This window comes from Nonomuraea sp. AD125B, assembly GCF_041402765.1.
GTDB lineage: Bacteria > Actinomycetota > Actinomycetes > Streptosporangiales > Streptosporangiaceae > Nonomuraea > Nonomuraea bangladeshensis.
The window spans coordinates 39,111-53,326 of record NZ_JBGLOU010000023.1; the positions used below are offsets into that span (position 1 = coordinate 39,111).

Consider the following 14,216-nt stretch of genomic DNA (forward strand, 5'->3'; position numbering starts at 1 on the left):
GGAGGGAGAAGGGGGAGGGCCCAAACCCCTCACCGTCGCCCTCCCCGGTCAGGGCGGGTCGAGTGCGGCGAGTGCGGCGTCGATCGTGGGCAGCAGGTCCAGGCCGGCGGCGCCGGCCGTGCCGAGCAGCGGCAGGCCGCCCGTGACCACCAGGCGCCCGCCGGCCGCGGCGGCGTCGCGGGTGGCCGAACGCAGGACCTCAAGGCCGGCCGCGTCCAGGCCGGTCAGCCCGGCGAGGTCCACGACGAGCGCGGGGACCGCCAGCGTGGCGAGCGTCTTCGCGAGGTACATCCGCAGGATCTCCACCGGCGCGCCGGACAACGGCCCGCCGAGCTCGATCAGCAGGACCTCGCCGCGGCTGCGGATCCGCAGGGAGAAGTCGCCGGCGGCGGAAGGGCCCGTCGGGTCTGCGGGCGCGGTCGGGGTCATCGTTCGCTGGCTCTCCAAGGCGCTACGGAAGCATCACCGGCCGGACTTCCCGGCACACCGCCGACGACACTACCGGTTGCGGAAGGAGAACATCACAGCAGGTAACGGAGCCACAGGTAAGGAGCGACCAGGCCGACGGTGACCGCCGTGACGACGAGGCCGTACTTCGTGAACTGCCAGAAGCTGATCGGGGTGCCGTTGCGGGCGGCGATGCCGAGCACGACCACGTTGGCCGCCGCGCCGACGGCGGTGGCGTTGCCGCCCAGGTCGGCGCCGAAGGCCAGCGCCCACCACAGCGTCTGGTCGCCGCCGTTCGCGTCGACGAGCCGCTCGACGATGGGGCTCATGGTGGCGACGTACGGGATGTTGTCCACGATCGCCGACAGCACGCCGGACACGCCGAGCAGCCCCAGGGTGGTCAGCTCCGGCCGCCCGGCCGTCGCCTCCACGGCGGCCTTCGACAGCTCGCCGATGACCCCGGTCTCCACCAGCGAGCCCACCATGACGAACAGCCCGGCGAAGAACACCAGCGTGGGCCACTCCACCTCGGCGATGGCCTGCTCGGTGGTCACCTTCGTCACCGCGACCAGCACCCCGGCGCCGAGCAGCGCGACGACCGACGGCTCGTAGTGCAGCACCGGGTGCAGCACGAACGCCGCCATGACCAGCACCAGCACGCTCAGCGACTGCCACAGCAGCGTCCGGTCGCCGAGCGCCTCCCGCTCGTCCAGCGCCATGATCTCCGCGGCCCGCTCGGGGTCGTGCCGGAAGCGCCGCCCGAACATGAGCCAGCACAGCCCGACGAACACCGCCATCAGCACGACCACCATCGGCGCCATGTGCACGAGGAAGTCGTTGAAGGTCAGCCCGCCCCGGCTGGCGATGATGATGTTCGGCGGATCGCCGATCAGGGTGGCCGCGCCGCCGATGTTGGAGGCCATGGCCTCGGCGATGAGGAACGGCGCGGCGGGCAGCGCCAGCCGCTCGCACACCAGGAGCGTGACCGGCGCGATGAGCAGCACCGTGGTCACGTTGTCGAGCAGCGCCGAGGCCGACGCGGTGATGATCACCAGCAGCGCCATGAGCCGGAACGGCCGTCCGCGGGCCCGCTTGGCCGCCCAGATCGCCAGGAACTCGAAGACGCCGGTCTCCTTCAGCACCCCGACGATGATCATCATGCCGAGGAGCAGGAAGATGACGTTCCAGTCGACGCCGGTACGCTCGGAGAAGAACGCCGCCTCGGCGCCCGTGGCGTGGATCAGCAGCATGATCGCCGCCCCGCCGAGCGCGGCCGCGACCCGGTGGACCTTCTCGGTGGCGATCAGCGCGTACGCGGCCAGGAAGACCGCCACGCTCGCCCAGGAGAGCGCGGTCACGCGGGAAACCGGTCAGTGAGGCGCACTGGCACATCCTCTGCTCACGACGGATGAACGACTCGCCGACCAGACTTCCCGGCACACCTCTTCACAACGTATCAAGAACGCTCCCGTGTGGAATCATGGGGCGCGGGGGAGCGGATCATGACCTTCGGCGTGCGCCAGTTCGAGCTGGCGCTGATGCATCGCATGCGCGACCTCGCCGCCGCCCGCGTCGAGGACGCGCTCAAGGCCATGGGCGCCACCCGCGCCGAGCTGCGGCAGGCGCACACCCGGTGGACCGCCATGGCGCACTCGGCCCGGGCACCCAAGGGGCGGCGGGCGTTCCTGGCCGCGCTCGGGTCGCCCGCGTACGAGGGCGAGCGGCGCGTGGGCAGCCTGACCTGCGACGTGGCCCGCTGGGCGCTGCCGTCCTGGCCGGGACTGCGGTTCGAGGTCCTGTCCGGGCCGGGCGGTGAGGTGTGGAACCAGTGGTTCGTCCGGCCGGGCGGCGGGCGGGCGGTTCCGTTCGCCGAGCTGACGCCGTGGAGCTGCGTCGTCGCCGACGTCGGGGCCGGCTTTCCCGACGCCTTGCACCTCGAGGGCGCGGCCCCCCACCACTGGACGGTCGGCTTCGCCCACGAGGGCGCCCACTACCGCGCCCGCTTCGTCTACGGCCTCCACCAGCGCCTCGATCGGGCCGACGACGACTACTGACGCCCACGCCGAACCGGATGGGACGGCCGGACCGGGCGGCCAGACCGCGCCTCGCCAAGCCGGGCTGAGCGGTCAGACCGCGCCTACCCAGGCCGGGCGGCTAGACCGCGCCTACCCAGGCCGGGCCGGGCGGCCAGACCGCGCCTCGCCACGCATGGCCAAGTCGTGTCCGGCCGGGCGGCCAGGCCGGGTCAGGGGGCCGCGGGAGCCTGTGCGGCCGTGGACGTCCGCTCCACCAGCGCCGGCTGGAAGATCACCCGCCGGTGCTGATGACCGGGCACCCGGCCGGACTCCTCCAGCAACATCTGCGTGGCCGTGTCGCCGATCTGCTCGCGCGGCTGCCGGATCGACGACAGCGGCACGGCGGCCGCCGCCGCGAAGTCGATGTCGTCGTAGCCGAGGATCGCCACGTCGTCCGGCACCCGCAGCCCGCGCTGCGTCAGCTCCTGCAACACCCCCAGCGCGACCAGGTCGTTGCCGCAGAACACCGCGGTCGGCCGCGCCCCTGGTGACAGCTCGGCGATCTCCCGGCCCGCCGTGCGGCCGGTCGCGACGTTGAGGTCGGGCAGCCGGATGACGGTCAGCCGCTCCCGCTCGCCCAGCACGGCGGCCAGCCCGTCGTGCCGGTCCTCCACCTGCCGGACGCTGAACGGCCCGCCGGCGTAGGCGATGTGCCGGTGCCCGCGCTCCAGCAGGTGCCGCCCGGCCAGCCGGCCGCCGAGCACGTCGTCCACCGCCACCGCGCACCCGTGGCTGAACCGGGAGGAGTTGTCGAACACGACGACCGGGATGCCCCGCGACACCAGCTGCTCCAGCCGCTCCCGCTGCCCCCGGTCGTTGACCGGCGTGATGAGCACGCCGAGCGGCCGCTGCTCCGCCAGCTCCTCGATCAGCCGCTCCTCCCGGTCGGCGTCCTTGCTGCTGTTGAACACCATCACGGTCAGCCTGTCGCGCTGCGCGGCGCTCTCGACGCCGCTGAGCACGTCGATGAAGAACGGGTTGGCCAGGTCGAGCGCCACGACGGCGATCGTCCTGCTGCGCCCGGCCCGCAGCTGCCGGGCCGAGCCGTTGCGGACGTAGCCGAGCCGCGTGATCGCGGCCTGCACGCGCTCGCGGGTCTCGGGAGCGACCATGTCGGGACGGTTGAGCACGTTGCTCACGGTGCCGACGGAGACCCCGGCGAGGCGGGCGACCTCTTTGATGCTCGACATCGTTCCTCAGTGTCAGTCGCCACCGCGTCCAGCGGCGTGGCCCCCTAGCTTATGCGATCATCAGCCCCGCTGAAACGATTCATCCCCTCGCTCACCGTACCGTGACCTCCCGTCGCAGCCGCAGGTCCCGCGACGACGAGCCGACCTGCACGGCCCGCCTCCCGGCGGCGAGCACCCAGCCCTGGCCGCCCCAGTGCCGCAGCGCCCGGCCGGGCACCGTCACCGTGACCCGCCGCCGCTCGCCGGGGGCGAGCCGGACCCGGGCGAAGGCCGCGAGCACGCGCGGCGGCATCGGCACGGGCGGGTCGGCGGGCGGCGTCACGTACACCTGCGCCACCTCCACGCCCTCCCGCCGTCCCACGTTCGCCAGCGTGAACGTCACGCGCAGCCCGTCCCCGGACGGCCGCACCGACAGCCCCGCGTACGCGAACCGCGTGTACGACAACCCGTGCCCGAACGGGAACAGCGGCTCGATCCCGTACGCGTCGTAGTGCCGGTACCCGACGAAGACGCCCTCGTCGTAGACCGCCGTGCCGGCCACGCCGGGGTAACGCTCGGGCGCGGCGGCCGGCGCGTCCGCGGCCCGCGCCGGGAACGTCACCGGCAGCTTCCCGCCGGGGCAGGCCGCGCCGAGCAGCAGCGCGGCGGTGGCGTCCGCGCCCTCCTGCCCCGGGTACCACATCTGCAGCACCGCCGGCACGTCCGCCAGCCACGGCATGAGCACCGGGTGCCCGGTGTTCAGCACGACGGCGGTCCGCGGGTTGGCCGCCGCCACCGCCGCGATCAGCGCGTCCTGCTCCTTCGGCAGCGCCAGGCCCGTCCGGTCGGCCCCCTCCGTGCCCTCGTCGAAGGCGAACACCACCGCCGCCCGCGCGCCGCGTGCCAGGGCCGCCGCGGCCTCCCGCGCCTCCTGCCGCCGGGCCGGCGTGACCCAGGCCAGCCGGACCTCCAGCGGCTTTCCAGCGACCCCGGTGGCGGAGATCCGCAGCGGCGTGGGCCGCCCGCCCTCCAGCCTGACGACCGCCCCGGCGTTGGTGAGGCCGTCCGCGGTCGCGATCAGGCTGCTGTTGCCGCCGAGCAGCGCCTCGACCGCGCCGATCCTGGTCCCGTCCACGGTGAGCGTGATCGAGCCGCCGGACGACGGCGGGGCGCCGGCGCCCTGGACGCGCAGGTCGTAGTCGCCGGTCGCGGGGGCGGTGATCGTGCCCTTCCAGGTCCAGGACGATCCCGCGGGCAGGGCCGCTGCGCCGGTGTGGTCCACCCGCGTCACGGTCTCCGGGTCGCCGCCCCGGCGGGTGCGGGTCAGCGACAGGGCGCTCGCGGGGACCGGGACGCCGTCCAGGTCCACGCCGGTGGCGAACCGCACCCGCGCGGCCCCGCCCGCCCGGCGGCGCAGGGCGGCGAACGGGCTCTCCGTCCCCGAGCGCAGCACCCGGGCGCTGCCGCCCCCGCCGGCCAGCGGGACGGCGGCGGTGGGGCCGATGAGGGCCAGGTCCGCCAGGTCGGCGCGGCGGAGCGGCAGGAGGCCGCGCTCGTTGCGCAACAGCACCGCCCCCGCCAACGCGACCTCCCGCGCCACCACCGCCCCGGCCGCGGCGTCGAACACCGGCCGCGCGGGGTCCCCAGCCGCCGGCCCGCCCGTCAGCCCGCCCGTCAGCGCACCCGTCCCCCCGCCCGTCAGCCCGCCCGTCAGCGCGTCCACCCGGCCGCTCGTCAGCCCGTCCGGTACCCCGCCCAGCAGCCCGCCCAGCACCCCGCCAGGCACCCCGCCCGTCACCTCGTTCTGCGGCGCGGTCAGCAGGTCGAAGCGGTCGAGCTGGAGCAGGATCCTGCGCACCGACCGGTCCACGACGGAGCCGGCGAGCCGCCCCGAGGCCACCGCCGCGGCCAGGCCCGAGAAGTGGGCCCCCGAGGGCATCTCCATGTCCAGCCCGGCCTCGACCGAGGGGACGCCGCTGCGCGTGCCGCCCCAGTCGGACATCACCCAGCCCGTGAAGCGCCACTCGTCCCGCAGGATCTCGGTGAGCAGGTGCCGGTTCTCGGCGCAGTACCGGCCGTTGACGCGCGGGTACGCGGCCATGACCGCCCCCGCTCCGGCCGCCACCGCGGCCTCGAACGCCGGCAGGTAGACCTCGCGCAGCGTCCGCTCGTCCACGCGCACGTCGACGTTCTGGCGTTCGTTCTCGAAGTTGTTGGCCGCGTAGTGCTTGACCGTGGCGATCGCGCCCTCGCCCTGGATGCCGCGCACCTCGGCGGCGGCCAGCGCGGCGGCGAGCACCGGGTCCTCGCCCAGGGTCTCGAAGTTCCGGCCCGCCTGGGGGACGCGGACGATGTTCACCATCGGCGCCAGGATCACGTCCATGCCGAAGGCCCGGCACTCGCGGCCGAGGACCGCGCCGTACCGGCGGGCCAGGCCGGGGTCGAACGTGGCGGCGAGCGCGACCGGCGCGGGCAGCGCCGTGGCCCGCCCGCCGGCCTGCACGGCGCCGCGCACGCCGGCGGGGCCGTCGGCCAGGCGCAGCTCGGGGATGCCGAGCCGGGGCACGCCGGGCACGTACCCGGCCGCTCCCTTGGCCGCGGGGTCGGCGGCCCCGTGCAGCAGCGCGATCTTCTCCTGGAGCGTCAGCTCACGCAGGAGAGCGTCCACCCGGGACGGCCGGACGTCCGCGCGTACGGGCCCGGCCCGGAGGGCCCCGGCGCACGCGGCGGCGGCCCCCACCCCGGCGAGCAGGCGGGCCATCTCCCGGCGCGTCACGAACAGGGACGGACCGGATGCGGGGGCTTCGGGCATGGGGCAGCTCCTTCGCGGGTGGGCTGAACCCCGAAACCTAGAGCCGCGACGGGGGCCGGGGCCCAGCGTTCGCCGTTGAACGGAGGATCTCCCGGCCCGACTTTTACCTTCCGCGCCCGCCGCTACGCCGCGACCCCGGCCTCCTTGGCGGCCCGGTCGATGGCGGCCAGCTCGTCGTCGGTGAAGTCGAGGTTGTCCACGGCCGCCACGTTGGCCTCCAGCTGCTCGGGGCTCGACGCCCCGACCAGGACCGAAGTGACGCGCGGGTCACGCAGCGCCCACGCCAGCGCGAGCTGCGCCACCGTCTGCCCCCGCCCGGCGGCGATCCCGGCCAGCGCCCGTACGAACGCCAGGACCTCGGGCGTCACCCGGTCGGCCGTGAGGAAGCGGCCCTCGGCCGCCCGCGAGTCGGCCGGGATGCCGTCGAGGTAGCGGTCGGTGAGCAGCCCCTGCGCCAGCGGCGAGTACACCACGCAGCCCGCGCCCTCGGCCTCCAGCACCCCGAGCAGCCGGTCCTCGATGCCCCGGTTGAGCAGCGAGTACGGCGGCTGGTGCACCAGCAGCGGGGTGCCGAGCCCGCGCAGCAGCCGGGCGATCTCGGCGGTGCGCTCGGGCGAGAAGTTGGACACCCCGGCGTAGAGCACGCGGCCGGTGCGCACCATGTGGTCGAGCGTGGCGGCCTGCTCCTCCAGCGGCGTGTCCTCGTCGTCGCGGTGCAGGTAGAAGATGTCGACGTGATCGAGGCCGAGCCGGGCGAGCGAGCGGTCCAGGGTGGCGAGCAGGTGCTTGCGGGAGTTGCCCTTGCCGTACGGACCGTCCCACATGGGGTTGCTGCCCTTGGTGGTGACGACCACCTCGTCCCGCAGGGACGCGGGGAAGATGCGGCCGAACGCGGCCTCGGCGGCGCCGATCGGCGGCCCGTAGCGGTCGGCGATGTCGAAGTGGGTGATGCCGAGGTCGAGGGCCTTGTGCAGGATCGCTCGCTGGCTCTCGACGGGCTTGCCCTCGCCGAAGTTGTGCCACAGGCCCAGCGAGACGGCGGGGAGCAGGAGTCCGCTGCGGCCGCACCTGCGGTACGGCTGGCGTTCGTAGTCCAAGGTGACCTTCCGCGTGATCGCTATGAATCGTTTCACGGCCACGTTATCGTGCCGCCCCGCGAAGGACTGAGCGCCGGGTCAGGCCCGCAGGTGCAGGGTCGCCGGGTCCACCGCGTGCCGCAGCGGCCGGCCCGCCGCCACGGCGGCCACCTCCGCGACCGCGCCGGCCGCCAGCCGGTGCAGCTCGGTGCCCACCGACCCGGCAACGTGCGGCGTGAGCAGCACCCCCGGCAGGTCGAACAGCGCGTCGTCCGGCTCGATCACGTCGAGCACCGCGTGGATCCGGCCCCGGGCCACCGCCTTCACCAGCGCGTCCTGGTCCACCAGCGACGGCCGGGCGGTGTTGATCAGCGTCGCCCCCGGCCGCATCAGGGCCAGCTCGGCGGCCCCCACGAGGTGCCGGGTCTCGGGGAGCGCGGGCGCGTGGATGGTCACGACGTCGCTGCGCGCCATCAGCTCGGGCAGCCCGACCAGCTCGGCGTCCAGCCCCTCGGCATCGGCGAGGGTCGGGTCGTACAGCAGGGCGCGCAGGTCGAAGGGGCGCAGCAGCTCCAGCACGCGCCGCCCGACCGCCGAGGCGCCGATCACGCCCACCGTACGGCCCGCGTTGCCGCCCGCCGACCAGATCGCCTCCAGGCCGGGCGGGCGACGGCTCTCGGTGTAGGCGCGGGAGAGCTGCCAGACCTGCTTGTTGGCCAGCAGGATCATCGCCAGGGTGTACTCCGCGACCGGCACGGCGTTGGCCGCCACCTGCGAGCTGACCTGGATCCCGCGGGCGAACACCGCCGGCCCGGCCAGCCCCTTCACCGTCCCCGCGGTGTGCACCACGTACCGCAGGCGCGGCGCGTTCTCCAGGGCGCGGGCGTCCAGCGGGGGAGCGCCCCAGCCGGTGATCAGCATCTCGGCCCGCGCCAGCGCCGGCCCCTCGTACCGGGTGAGGACGAGCGTGGGATCGAGCTCGACGTGCCGCCGCAGCTCGGCCAGCAGCTCGGGGGTGAAGAAACGGCCGACCTGCGAGGGCGGGTCGAAGACGAGGATCGCGCGCATGGGGGTCACGCTCTTGATCGTCTCAGGTGAGCTGGACGCCGATGAGGCAGGTGTCGTCGTCGGTGTCGGAGCCGCAGTGGATGAGCAGGTCGTCCAGGCGGTCGTCCAGGGAGGCGGCGCCACGGGTGGCGATGGCGAGCAGGCGGTCCTGCGCGTGGCGCAGGTTGCGGTCGCGCCGCTCGATGAGGCCGTCGGTGTAGAGCAGCAGCGTGTCGTCCGCGCGCAGCTGCACCCGCCCCTCCTCGTACGCGGCGTCGGGGAACGCCCCCAGCAGCGGCCCCTTGATCATCGGCAGCTCGCGGCCGTCCGGCTCCCGCAGCAGGATCGGCGGCAGGTGACCGGCCCTGGCCCAGGTCAGGACCCGGGTGGCCGGGTCGTACAGGCCGCACACCGCCGTCGCGGTCATGGGGTCGGCGAGGTGGCAGGCGACCAGGTTGAGCCACGACATGAGCCGGGCGGGCCCGGCGCCCGTGGCGGCCAGGCCGCGCAGCGCGTTGCGCAGCACCACCATGCCGGTGGCCGCCTCCATCCCGTGCCCGGCCACGTCACCGACCGACAGCAGGATCTGCCGGGACGGCAGCGTGACCACGTCGTACCAGTCGCCCCCGACCAGGTGGTCCTTCTGCGCGGGCCGGTAGCGCACGGCGATGCGCAGCCCGTCGGAGCGCGTCGTGCCGTGCGACGGCGGCATGATCGCGTGCTGGAGCCGCAGCGCCAGCAGGTTGCGCTCGGCGGACTCCTGCTCGCTGTGGGCGAGCTGGTCCCGGGTGACGGCCAGCGCCACCTCCGTCCAGTGCTGCGAGGAGATGTCCTGGTACGCCCCCCGCACCGCCATGAGCCGCCCGCCCGGACCGAAGACCGGCTCGGCGACCACCCGCAGGTGCCTGGCCATGCCGTCCGCGCGCCGCAGCCGGAACGCGGCGGCGGCGAAGCGCCGATGGTGCAGCACGGTGCGCAGGAAACGGCCGACGGTGACCCCGTCGTCGGGGTGGGCGTGCTCGCGCAGCCGCTCCAGCGGCACCGGCGGCTCGCCCGGCGACAGGCCGTACAGCGCGTAGAGCTGGGCGGTCCAGGTGATCTCGCCGGTGGCGGCGTTCTCCTCGAACCCGGCGATGCGGCCGAGCCGCTGGGCGTGCTCCAGCAGCCCGGCCAGGCGGGCGTCCTCGTCGTGGTCGCGCCACACCAGCAGCACGTTCTCGCCGTGCCGGGTGAGGCTCACGTCGGCCACGCCCGTCATGCTCAGCGCCAGCGGCATGCGCTCGGACCGGAACGGCTCGCCGGTCGCGTGCACCCGCTCGACGTGCCCGAACAGCCCGCCCGCCGCCTGCGGGAACGCCTCGAGCAGCAGCCCGCCGGCCTTGAACGGGTACGCCTCCAGCGCCGGCGCCCCGCGCAGCCGCCGGCTGACGTGCCGTACCTCGAAGTCGGCCAGGCCGCCGCGGGCGTCCATGCTCGCCCGCAGCACCAGCGCGGGATCGGGCAGCGCGTCGGCCAGACCGGCCAGCTCCGGCAGGTCGGAGGCCGGCCCTCCGTGCGGCGCGGTCAGCGTGTGGGCGCACAGCTCGGCCAGCGCCTCGATCTGCCGCTCGGCCCGGGACGCGTCCGCCGCCTCCGGCGCGTACGGCCAGCAGACCTCCAGCACGCCGACGACCCGCCCGCCCCTGGTCATCGGCATGGTCACCCGGCCGCCGGGGTCGGCGCGGCGGCGGCCGATCGACGGCAGGTCGCCGGAGTGCCAGAGCGTCCGCCGCCCGGCCAGCGACCGCCCGGCCATGGTGTCGACGCCGGGCGGCACGTGCCGCCAGCTCCCGGCCTCCTCCGGGGCGAAACCCGCCTGCCCCGCCAGCGACAGCGACCCGTCCGGCCCGGCCGCCCACACGGCCACGGCCGTCGCGCCGAGCGGCGGCAGCGCGTGCTCCAGCAGGGAGCGGGCCACGGCCTGGGTGTCGCCGGCGTCGAGGACGGCGCTCTCGGCGGCGCGCAGCGGCACCGCGGCCTCCGGCTGGGCCTGCGCGGTCACGCTGACGCGGTCGTACGCGGCCGCGTTGACCACGTCGGCGGCCACCTCGACCGGCGACAGGCCGCTCCGGCCCGCCAGCGTGGTGAGTTGCTCGGCCGCCTGCGCGGGGCCGCAGCGCAGCCGCCCGACCAGCACGCCTTTGGCCAGCTCGACCAGGGCGCGCTCGTCGGCGGCGCGGCGCGCGCCGGCCAGCTCGCGCCGCAGCCGTTCGACGGTCGCGGCGAGCCTGCCGAGGTCGGCGGCGGCCTCGCCCGCTGGGGCTGTCGGGTCGTCCACGCGTTCCGCCCTCCTCACGAGTCCGCCGACGACCGGCCGGCGCCGGACGCGCGCGCCGAGGTGACGCGGCAGCCGCCCGGGGCCGGTGGTTCCGGTGACGCAGAGACTAACCCGCCGCGGACGCCCCGTCCGCCGGTCGCGCGTCGCGATCCGCGTGGCACCGGCGCCCTACGGGGTCAGACGGAGCGGTCGGCCCGGCCGAGCGCCGCCGTCACGGCCTCCTCGACCGTGGCGTGCATCGGCACGTGGGACAGCACGCCGGTGATCTCGAACAGGCGGGCCGGCAGCGGCTGCACGGCGGCCAGGTGCACGGCCCCGCCCTCGCGACGGCAGCGGACATCGCACATCAGCAGGACGTGCAGGCCGGAGCTGTCCATGAACGGCACCCGGGACAGGTCGAACACGAGCGGGGCGTCCGTCAGGTCCTTGACGTAGTCGTCGAGCTGCGCGCGGTTGGTGGCGTCCAGCTCGCCGCACACCGTGATCACGGTGACCCCCGGCCGGCGTTCGTGGGCCAGCGTCAACATGGGCATTCAGCTCGTCACCGGTCTCGCCGGCGGTTCGGGACCATCAATGAAGGATAGTGGGCGGGAGCCGTCCGCGGCATCCTCATCGGAGGAGCCGTCGTCAGTGGCCGTGCCCGTGACCGACGAACGCCCCCGAGGGCCGGCCGGGCGGCACCAGCCGGAGCGAGACGAGCGCCGCCGCCCCGGCCGTCACGGCGCACACGGTCAGTCCGGAGACGAAGCCGCCGATCCCCGCCGCACCGGGCGCGAGGCTCGGCGCGACGACGGCCGAGGCCACCGCCACGCCGATCGAGCCGCCCAGCTCGTGAAAGGTGTTGATGACGCCGGAGGCCACGCCGTTCTCGCCGGGCGGCACGTTGGCCATGGTGGTCGTGGTGGCGGTCACGAACAGGGGCCCGATCCCGAGCGCGGCCAGCGTGAACCCGGGCAGCAGCGTGGCGTACGGGCTGGTCTCCGGCGAGATCATGGTCATCCACGCCGCCCCGGCCGCCGTCAGCGCGAACGCCGCCACCGCCACCGGCCGCCCGCCGAGCCGGGGGACGAGATGCCCGCCGGCCTGCGCGCCGATCGTGATCGCCAGCGCCACGGGCAGGAAGAGCAGGCCGGTCTCCAGGGCGCCGAAGCCCCGCGCGTGCTGGAGGTACAGCGAGCCGATGAAGAACAGGCCGAGCATGAGGCCGGTGGCCGTCAGCATGAGGAACATCCCGGAGATCACGGGCCGCCTGGCCAGGGTCGCGGCCCGCATGAGCGGGGCCCGCGCGGTCCGCTGGACCGCCGCGAACAGCGCGTAGAGCAGCACGGCCGCGGCCAGCGGCAGCAGCGTGGCGGCCGCGCCCCAGCCGGCCTCGCCCGCGGTGACGACCCCGTAGACGAGCAGGCCGGTCGCCGCCGTGACGAGCAGCGCGCCCGGCACGTCCACCCGCCCCGCCCGCCCCGGCACGGCGGGCGTCACGGCGGGCAGGGCGGCCAGCACCAGCAGGCCGACCGGCACGTTCACGACGAACACCCAGGCCCAGCCGGGCCCGGCGGTGAGCAGCCCGCCGAGGAGCACGCCGAGGGCGGCGCCGCTGCCGCCGACGGCCGCCCAGACGCCGAGCGCCCGCCCGCGTCGCTCGCCGTGGAAGACGGTGGTGATGACGGCCAGTGCGGCGGGGGAGAGCAGCGCCGCGCCGACGCCCTGCAGCGCCCGGCCCGCGATCAGCGTCGCGCCGCTCCCTGACAGCCCGCACAGCAGCGAGGCGGCGGTGAACAGGGCGAGCCCGGCCAGCAGCGTCCGGCGGGCGCCGAGCACGTCGGCGAGCCGTCCGCCGAGGACCATGAGCCCGCCGAAGCACAGCGTGTACGCGGTCACCACCCACGTCAGGGCCTCGCGGCCGAGCGCCAGGTCCGCGCCGATGGATGGCAGCGCGACCTGCACGACCGTGATGTCCACGATGAGCATGAACTGGGCCAGGCAGAGCAGCACCAGCACGCCCCACCCGCCCGGCGCGCGGACTCCGCCGCGCGAGACGTCGATCTCCATGCGTTCCAACCCCTAAACTCGAACAGTGGTGTTCAAGTTAGCACGCACAACCGTACCCGGGTACGGTTCCCTGGAGATCGCCCCTGAGGGCGCGCGGGCGTCAGGCGGGGGAGGCCAGGAGGGACAGCATCGTGGTGATCAGCACCCGCTCGACGTCCTCCGCCGGCAGCCGTCCCGACTCCCGCTCCTGCGCGGCGCTGTGAATGATCGAGAAGAACGTCGTCACCAGCCACGGCAGCGGCAGGTCCGTACGGAAGTCGCCCTCCCGGCGGCCTCGCTCGATCAGCCGCTCCACCCGCCGCAGCGGACGCTCGTGGTGCTCACGGATGCGTTCGGTGGCCATGATCCGGTCGGCGGCCACGAACAGGCGGCGGTGCCGGTCGAGGACCTCCCATGACGAGTGCAGCAGCGCGGCCATCGCCTCCGGCGCCGGGCGCTCGTCGAGCCCGGGGTCGTCCAGCACAGCGTCGGCCAGGCCGACCGCGTGCTCCAGCACCGCGTCCACCAGCGCCTCGCGGGACGGGAAGTGCCCGTAGAGCGTGACCCGGCCCACCCCGGCCGCCTTGGCGATGTCGGCGACGCTCGCCGCCGGGTCGGCGCTGAGCAGGCGGGTGGCGGCCTCCAGGATGGCGGCGATGTTGCGCTCGGCGTCGGCCCGCCGGGCGGGTACGGGCTGTCGGGGCGCGGTCCTCACCATGCGCACCACCCTACGACGCCGGCCGCGGCCGACCGGGCGACACGCTCGCATGTCAGAGGGCGTGGCCGAGCAGGTCCCGCAGGGTGACCGCGCCCACCAGCCGCCCATCGGCGTCCACGACCGCCACGAGCGGGCTGTGCGTACGGGCCATCAGCGCGGCCAGCTCAAGCACCGTCGCCTTCCGGTCGGCGACCGGCAGCTCGCGGGGCTGCTCGGGCAGGCACTCGCGGACCGTACGCTCGCCCAGCCGGCGCAGGAACAGGTCGGCGTGGGCCTCGTCCACCACCCGCGCCAGCGCCGGGTCGTCCCGGCAGTAGGGCGGCACCGCCAGGCGCAGCACTTCGGTGCCGGGCAGGATGCTGATCGGCCGGCCGTCGGCGTCGGCTAGGATGAGGCCCGGCAGGTCGCCGTCGGCCAGCAGCCTGGCCGCCTCCAGCGCCGGGGTGTCCGGGGTGACCGTCGGGAAGTCGACGGCGAGCTCGTGTGCGCGCATCGGTGTCCTCCTCCCGAAGCCTAGCGGGCGCGCC

The 14,216-nt window shown here is 75.2% G+C and carries 12 protein-coding genes; 1 reads left to right on the plus strand and 11 read right to left on the minus strand.

What is annotated here, in order from left to right; genetic code table 11:
* Positions 1–48: 48 nt before the first annotated feature.
* The gene (locus ACBR40_RS41995; RefSeq protein WP_344205889.1) at positions 49–429 is read right to left on the minus strand and encodes an STAS domain-containing protein; all 381 of its coding nucleotides are present in this window, start codon (positions 427–429) and stop codon (positions 49–51) included.
* A 92-nt stretch (positions 430–521) separates the two neighbouring features.
* Positions 522–1,805 carry an ArsB/NhaD family transporter gene (locus ACBR40_RS42000; protein WP_371252339.1) on the minus strand — a complete coding sequence of 428 codons (1,284 nt, stop codon included), beginning with the start codon at positions 1,803–1,805 and terminating at the stop codon, positions 522–524.
* 144 nt (positions 1,806–1,949) lie between these two features.
* Here ACBR40_RS42000 and ACBR40_RS42005 point away from each other — a divergent pair, with 144 nt between their 5' ends.
* The gene (locus ACBR40_RS42005; protein ID WP_371252340.1) at positions 1,950–2,501 is read left to right on the plus strand and encodes a hypothetical protein; all 552 of its coding nucleotides are present in this window, start codon (positions 1,950–1,952) and stop codon (positions 2,499–2,501) included.
* A gap of 191 nt (positions 2,502–2,692) precedes the next feature.
* Here the strand turns inward: ACBR40_RS42005 and ACBR40_RS42010 are convergent, their stop codons facing one another.
* The 9 genes from ACBR40_RS42010 to ACBR40_RS42050 all read right to left on the minus strand — a co-directional run bounded on the left by ACBR40_RS42010 (position 2,693) and on the right by ACBR40_RS42050 (position 14,182).
* Positions 2,693–3,712 (minus strand): LacI family DNA-binding transcriptional regulator, encoded by a 1,020-nt coding sequence (locus ACBR40_RS42010; protein ID WP_371252341.1) that lies wholly within the window; start codon positions 3,710–3,712, stop codon positions 2,693–2,695.
* Between the two features lie 91 nt (positions 3,713–3,803).
* Complete coding sequence (locus tag ACBR40_RS42015) at positions 3,804–6,503, minus strand: glycoside hydrolase family 3 C-terminal domain-containing protein (RefSeq protein WP_371252342.1); 2,700 nt, start codon at positions 6,501–6,503, stop codon at positions 3,804–3,806.
* 122 nt (positions 6,504–6,625) lie between these two features.
* Positions 6,626–7,636, minus strand: a complete 1,011-nt coding sequence (locus tag ACBR40_RS42020; RefSeq protein WP_371252344.1) for an aldo/keto reductase — start codon at positions 7,634–7,636, stop codon at positions 6,626–6,628.
* A gap of 42 nt (positions 7,637–7,678) precedes the next feature.
* On the minus strand, positions 7,679–8,647 hold the full coding sequence (locus ACBR40_RS42025) for a hydroxyacid dehydrogenase (RefSeq protein ID WP_371252387.1): 969 nt from the start codon (positions 8,645–8,647) through the stop codon (positions 7,679–7,681).
* A 22-nt stretch (positions 8,648–8,669) separates the two neighbouring features.
* Complete coding sequence (locus ACBR40_RS42030) at positions 8,670–10,943, minus strand: SpoIIE family protein phosphatase (protein WP_371252345.1); 2,274 nt, start codon at positions 10,941–10,943, stop codon at positions 8,670–8,672.
* A gap of 176 nt (positions 10,944–11,119) precedes the next feature.
* Positions 11,120–11,476: an STAS domain-containing protein gene (locus ACBR40_RS42035; protein ID WP_371252346.1), complete on the minus strand. Its 357-nt coding sequence runs from the start codon at positions 11,474–11,476 to the stop codon at positions 11,120–11,122.
* A 94-nt stretch (positions 11,477–11,570) separates the two neighbouring features.
* Positions 11,571–12,992, minus strand: coding sequence for an MFS transporter (locus ACBR40_RS42040; protein ID WP_371252347.1), 1,422 nt, complete (start codon positions 12,990–12,992; stop codon positions 11,571–11,573).
* Between the two features lie 100 nt (positions 12,993–13,092).
* Entirely contained in the window at positions 13,093–13,689 is a 597-nt protein-coding gene (locus ACBR40_RS42045) for a TetR/AcrR family transcriptional regulator (protein WP_371252348.1), read from the minus strand.
* 52 nt (positions 13,690–13,741) lie between these two features.
* Positions 13,742–14,182 (minus strand): CBS domain-containing protein, encoded by a 441-nt coding sequence (locus tag ACBR40_RS42050; protein ID WP_344205900.1) that lies wholly within the window; start codon positions 14,180–14,182, stop codon positions 13,742–13,744.
* Positions 14,183–14,216: the final 34 nt, after the last annotated feature.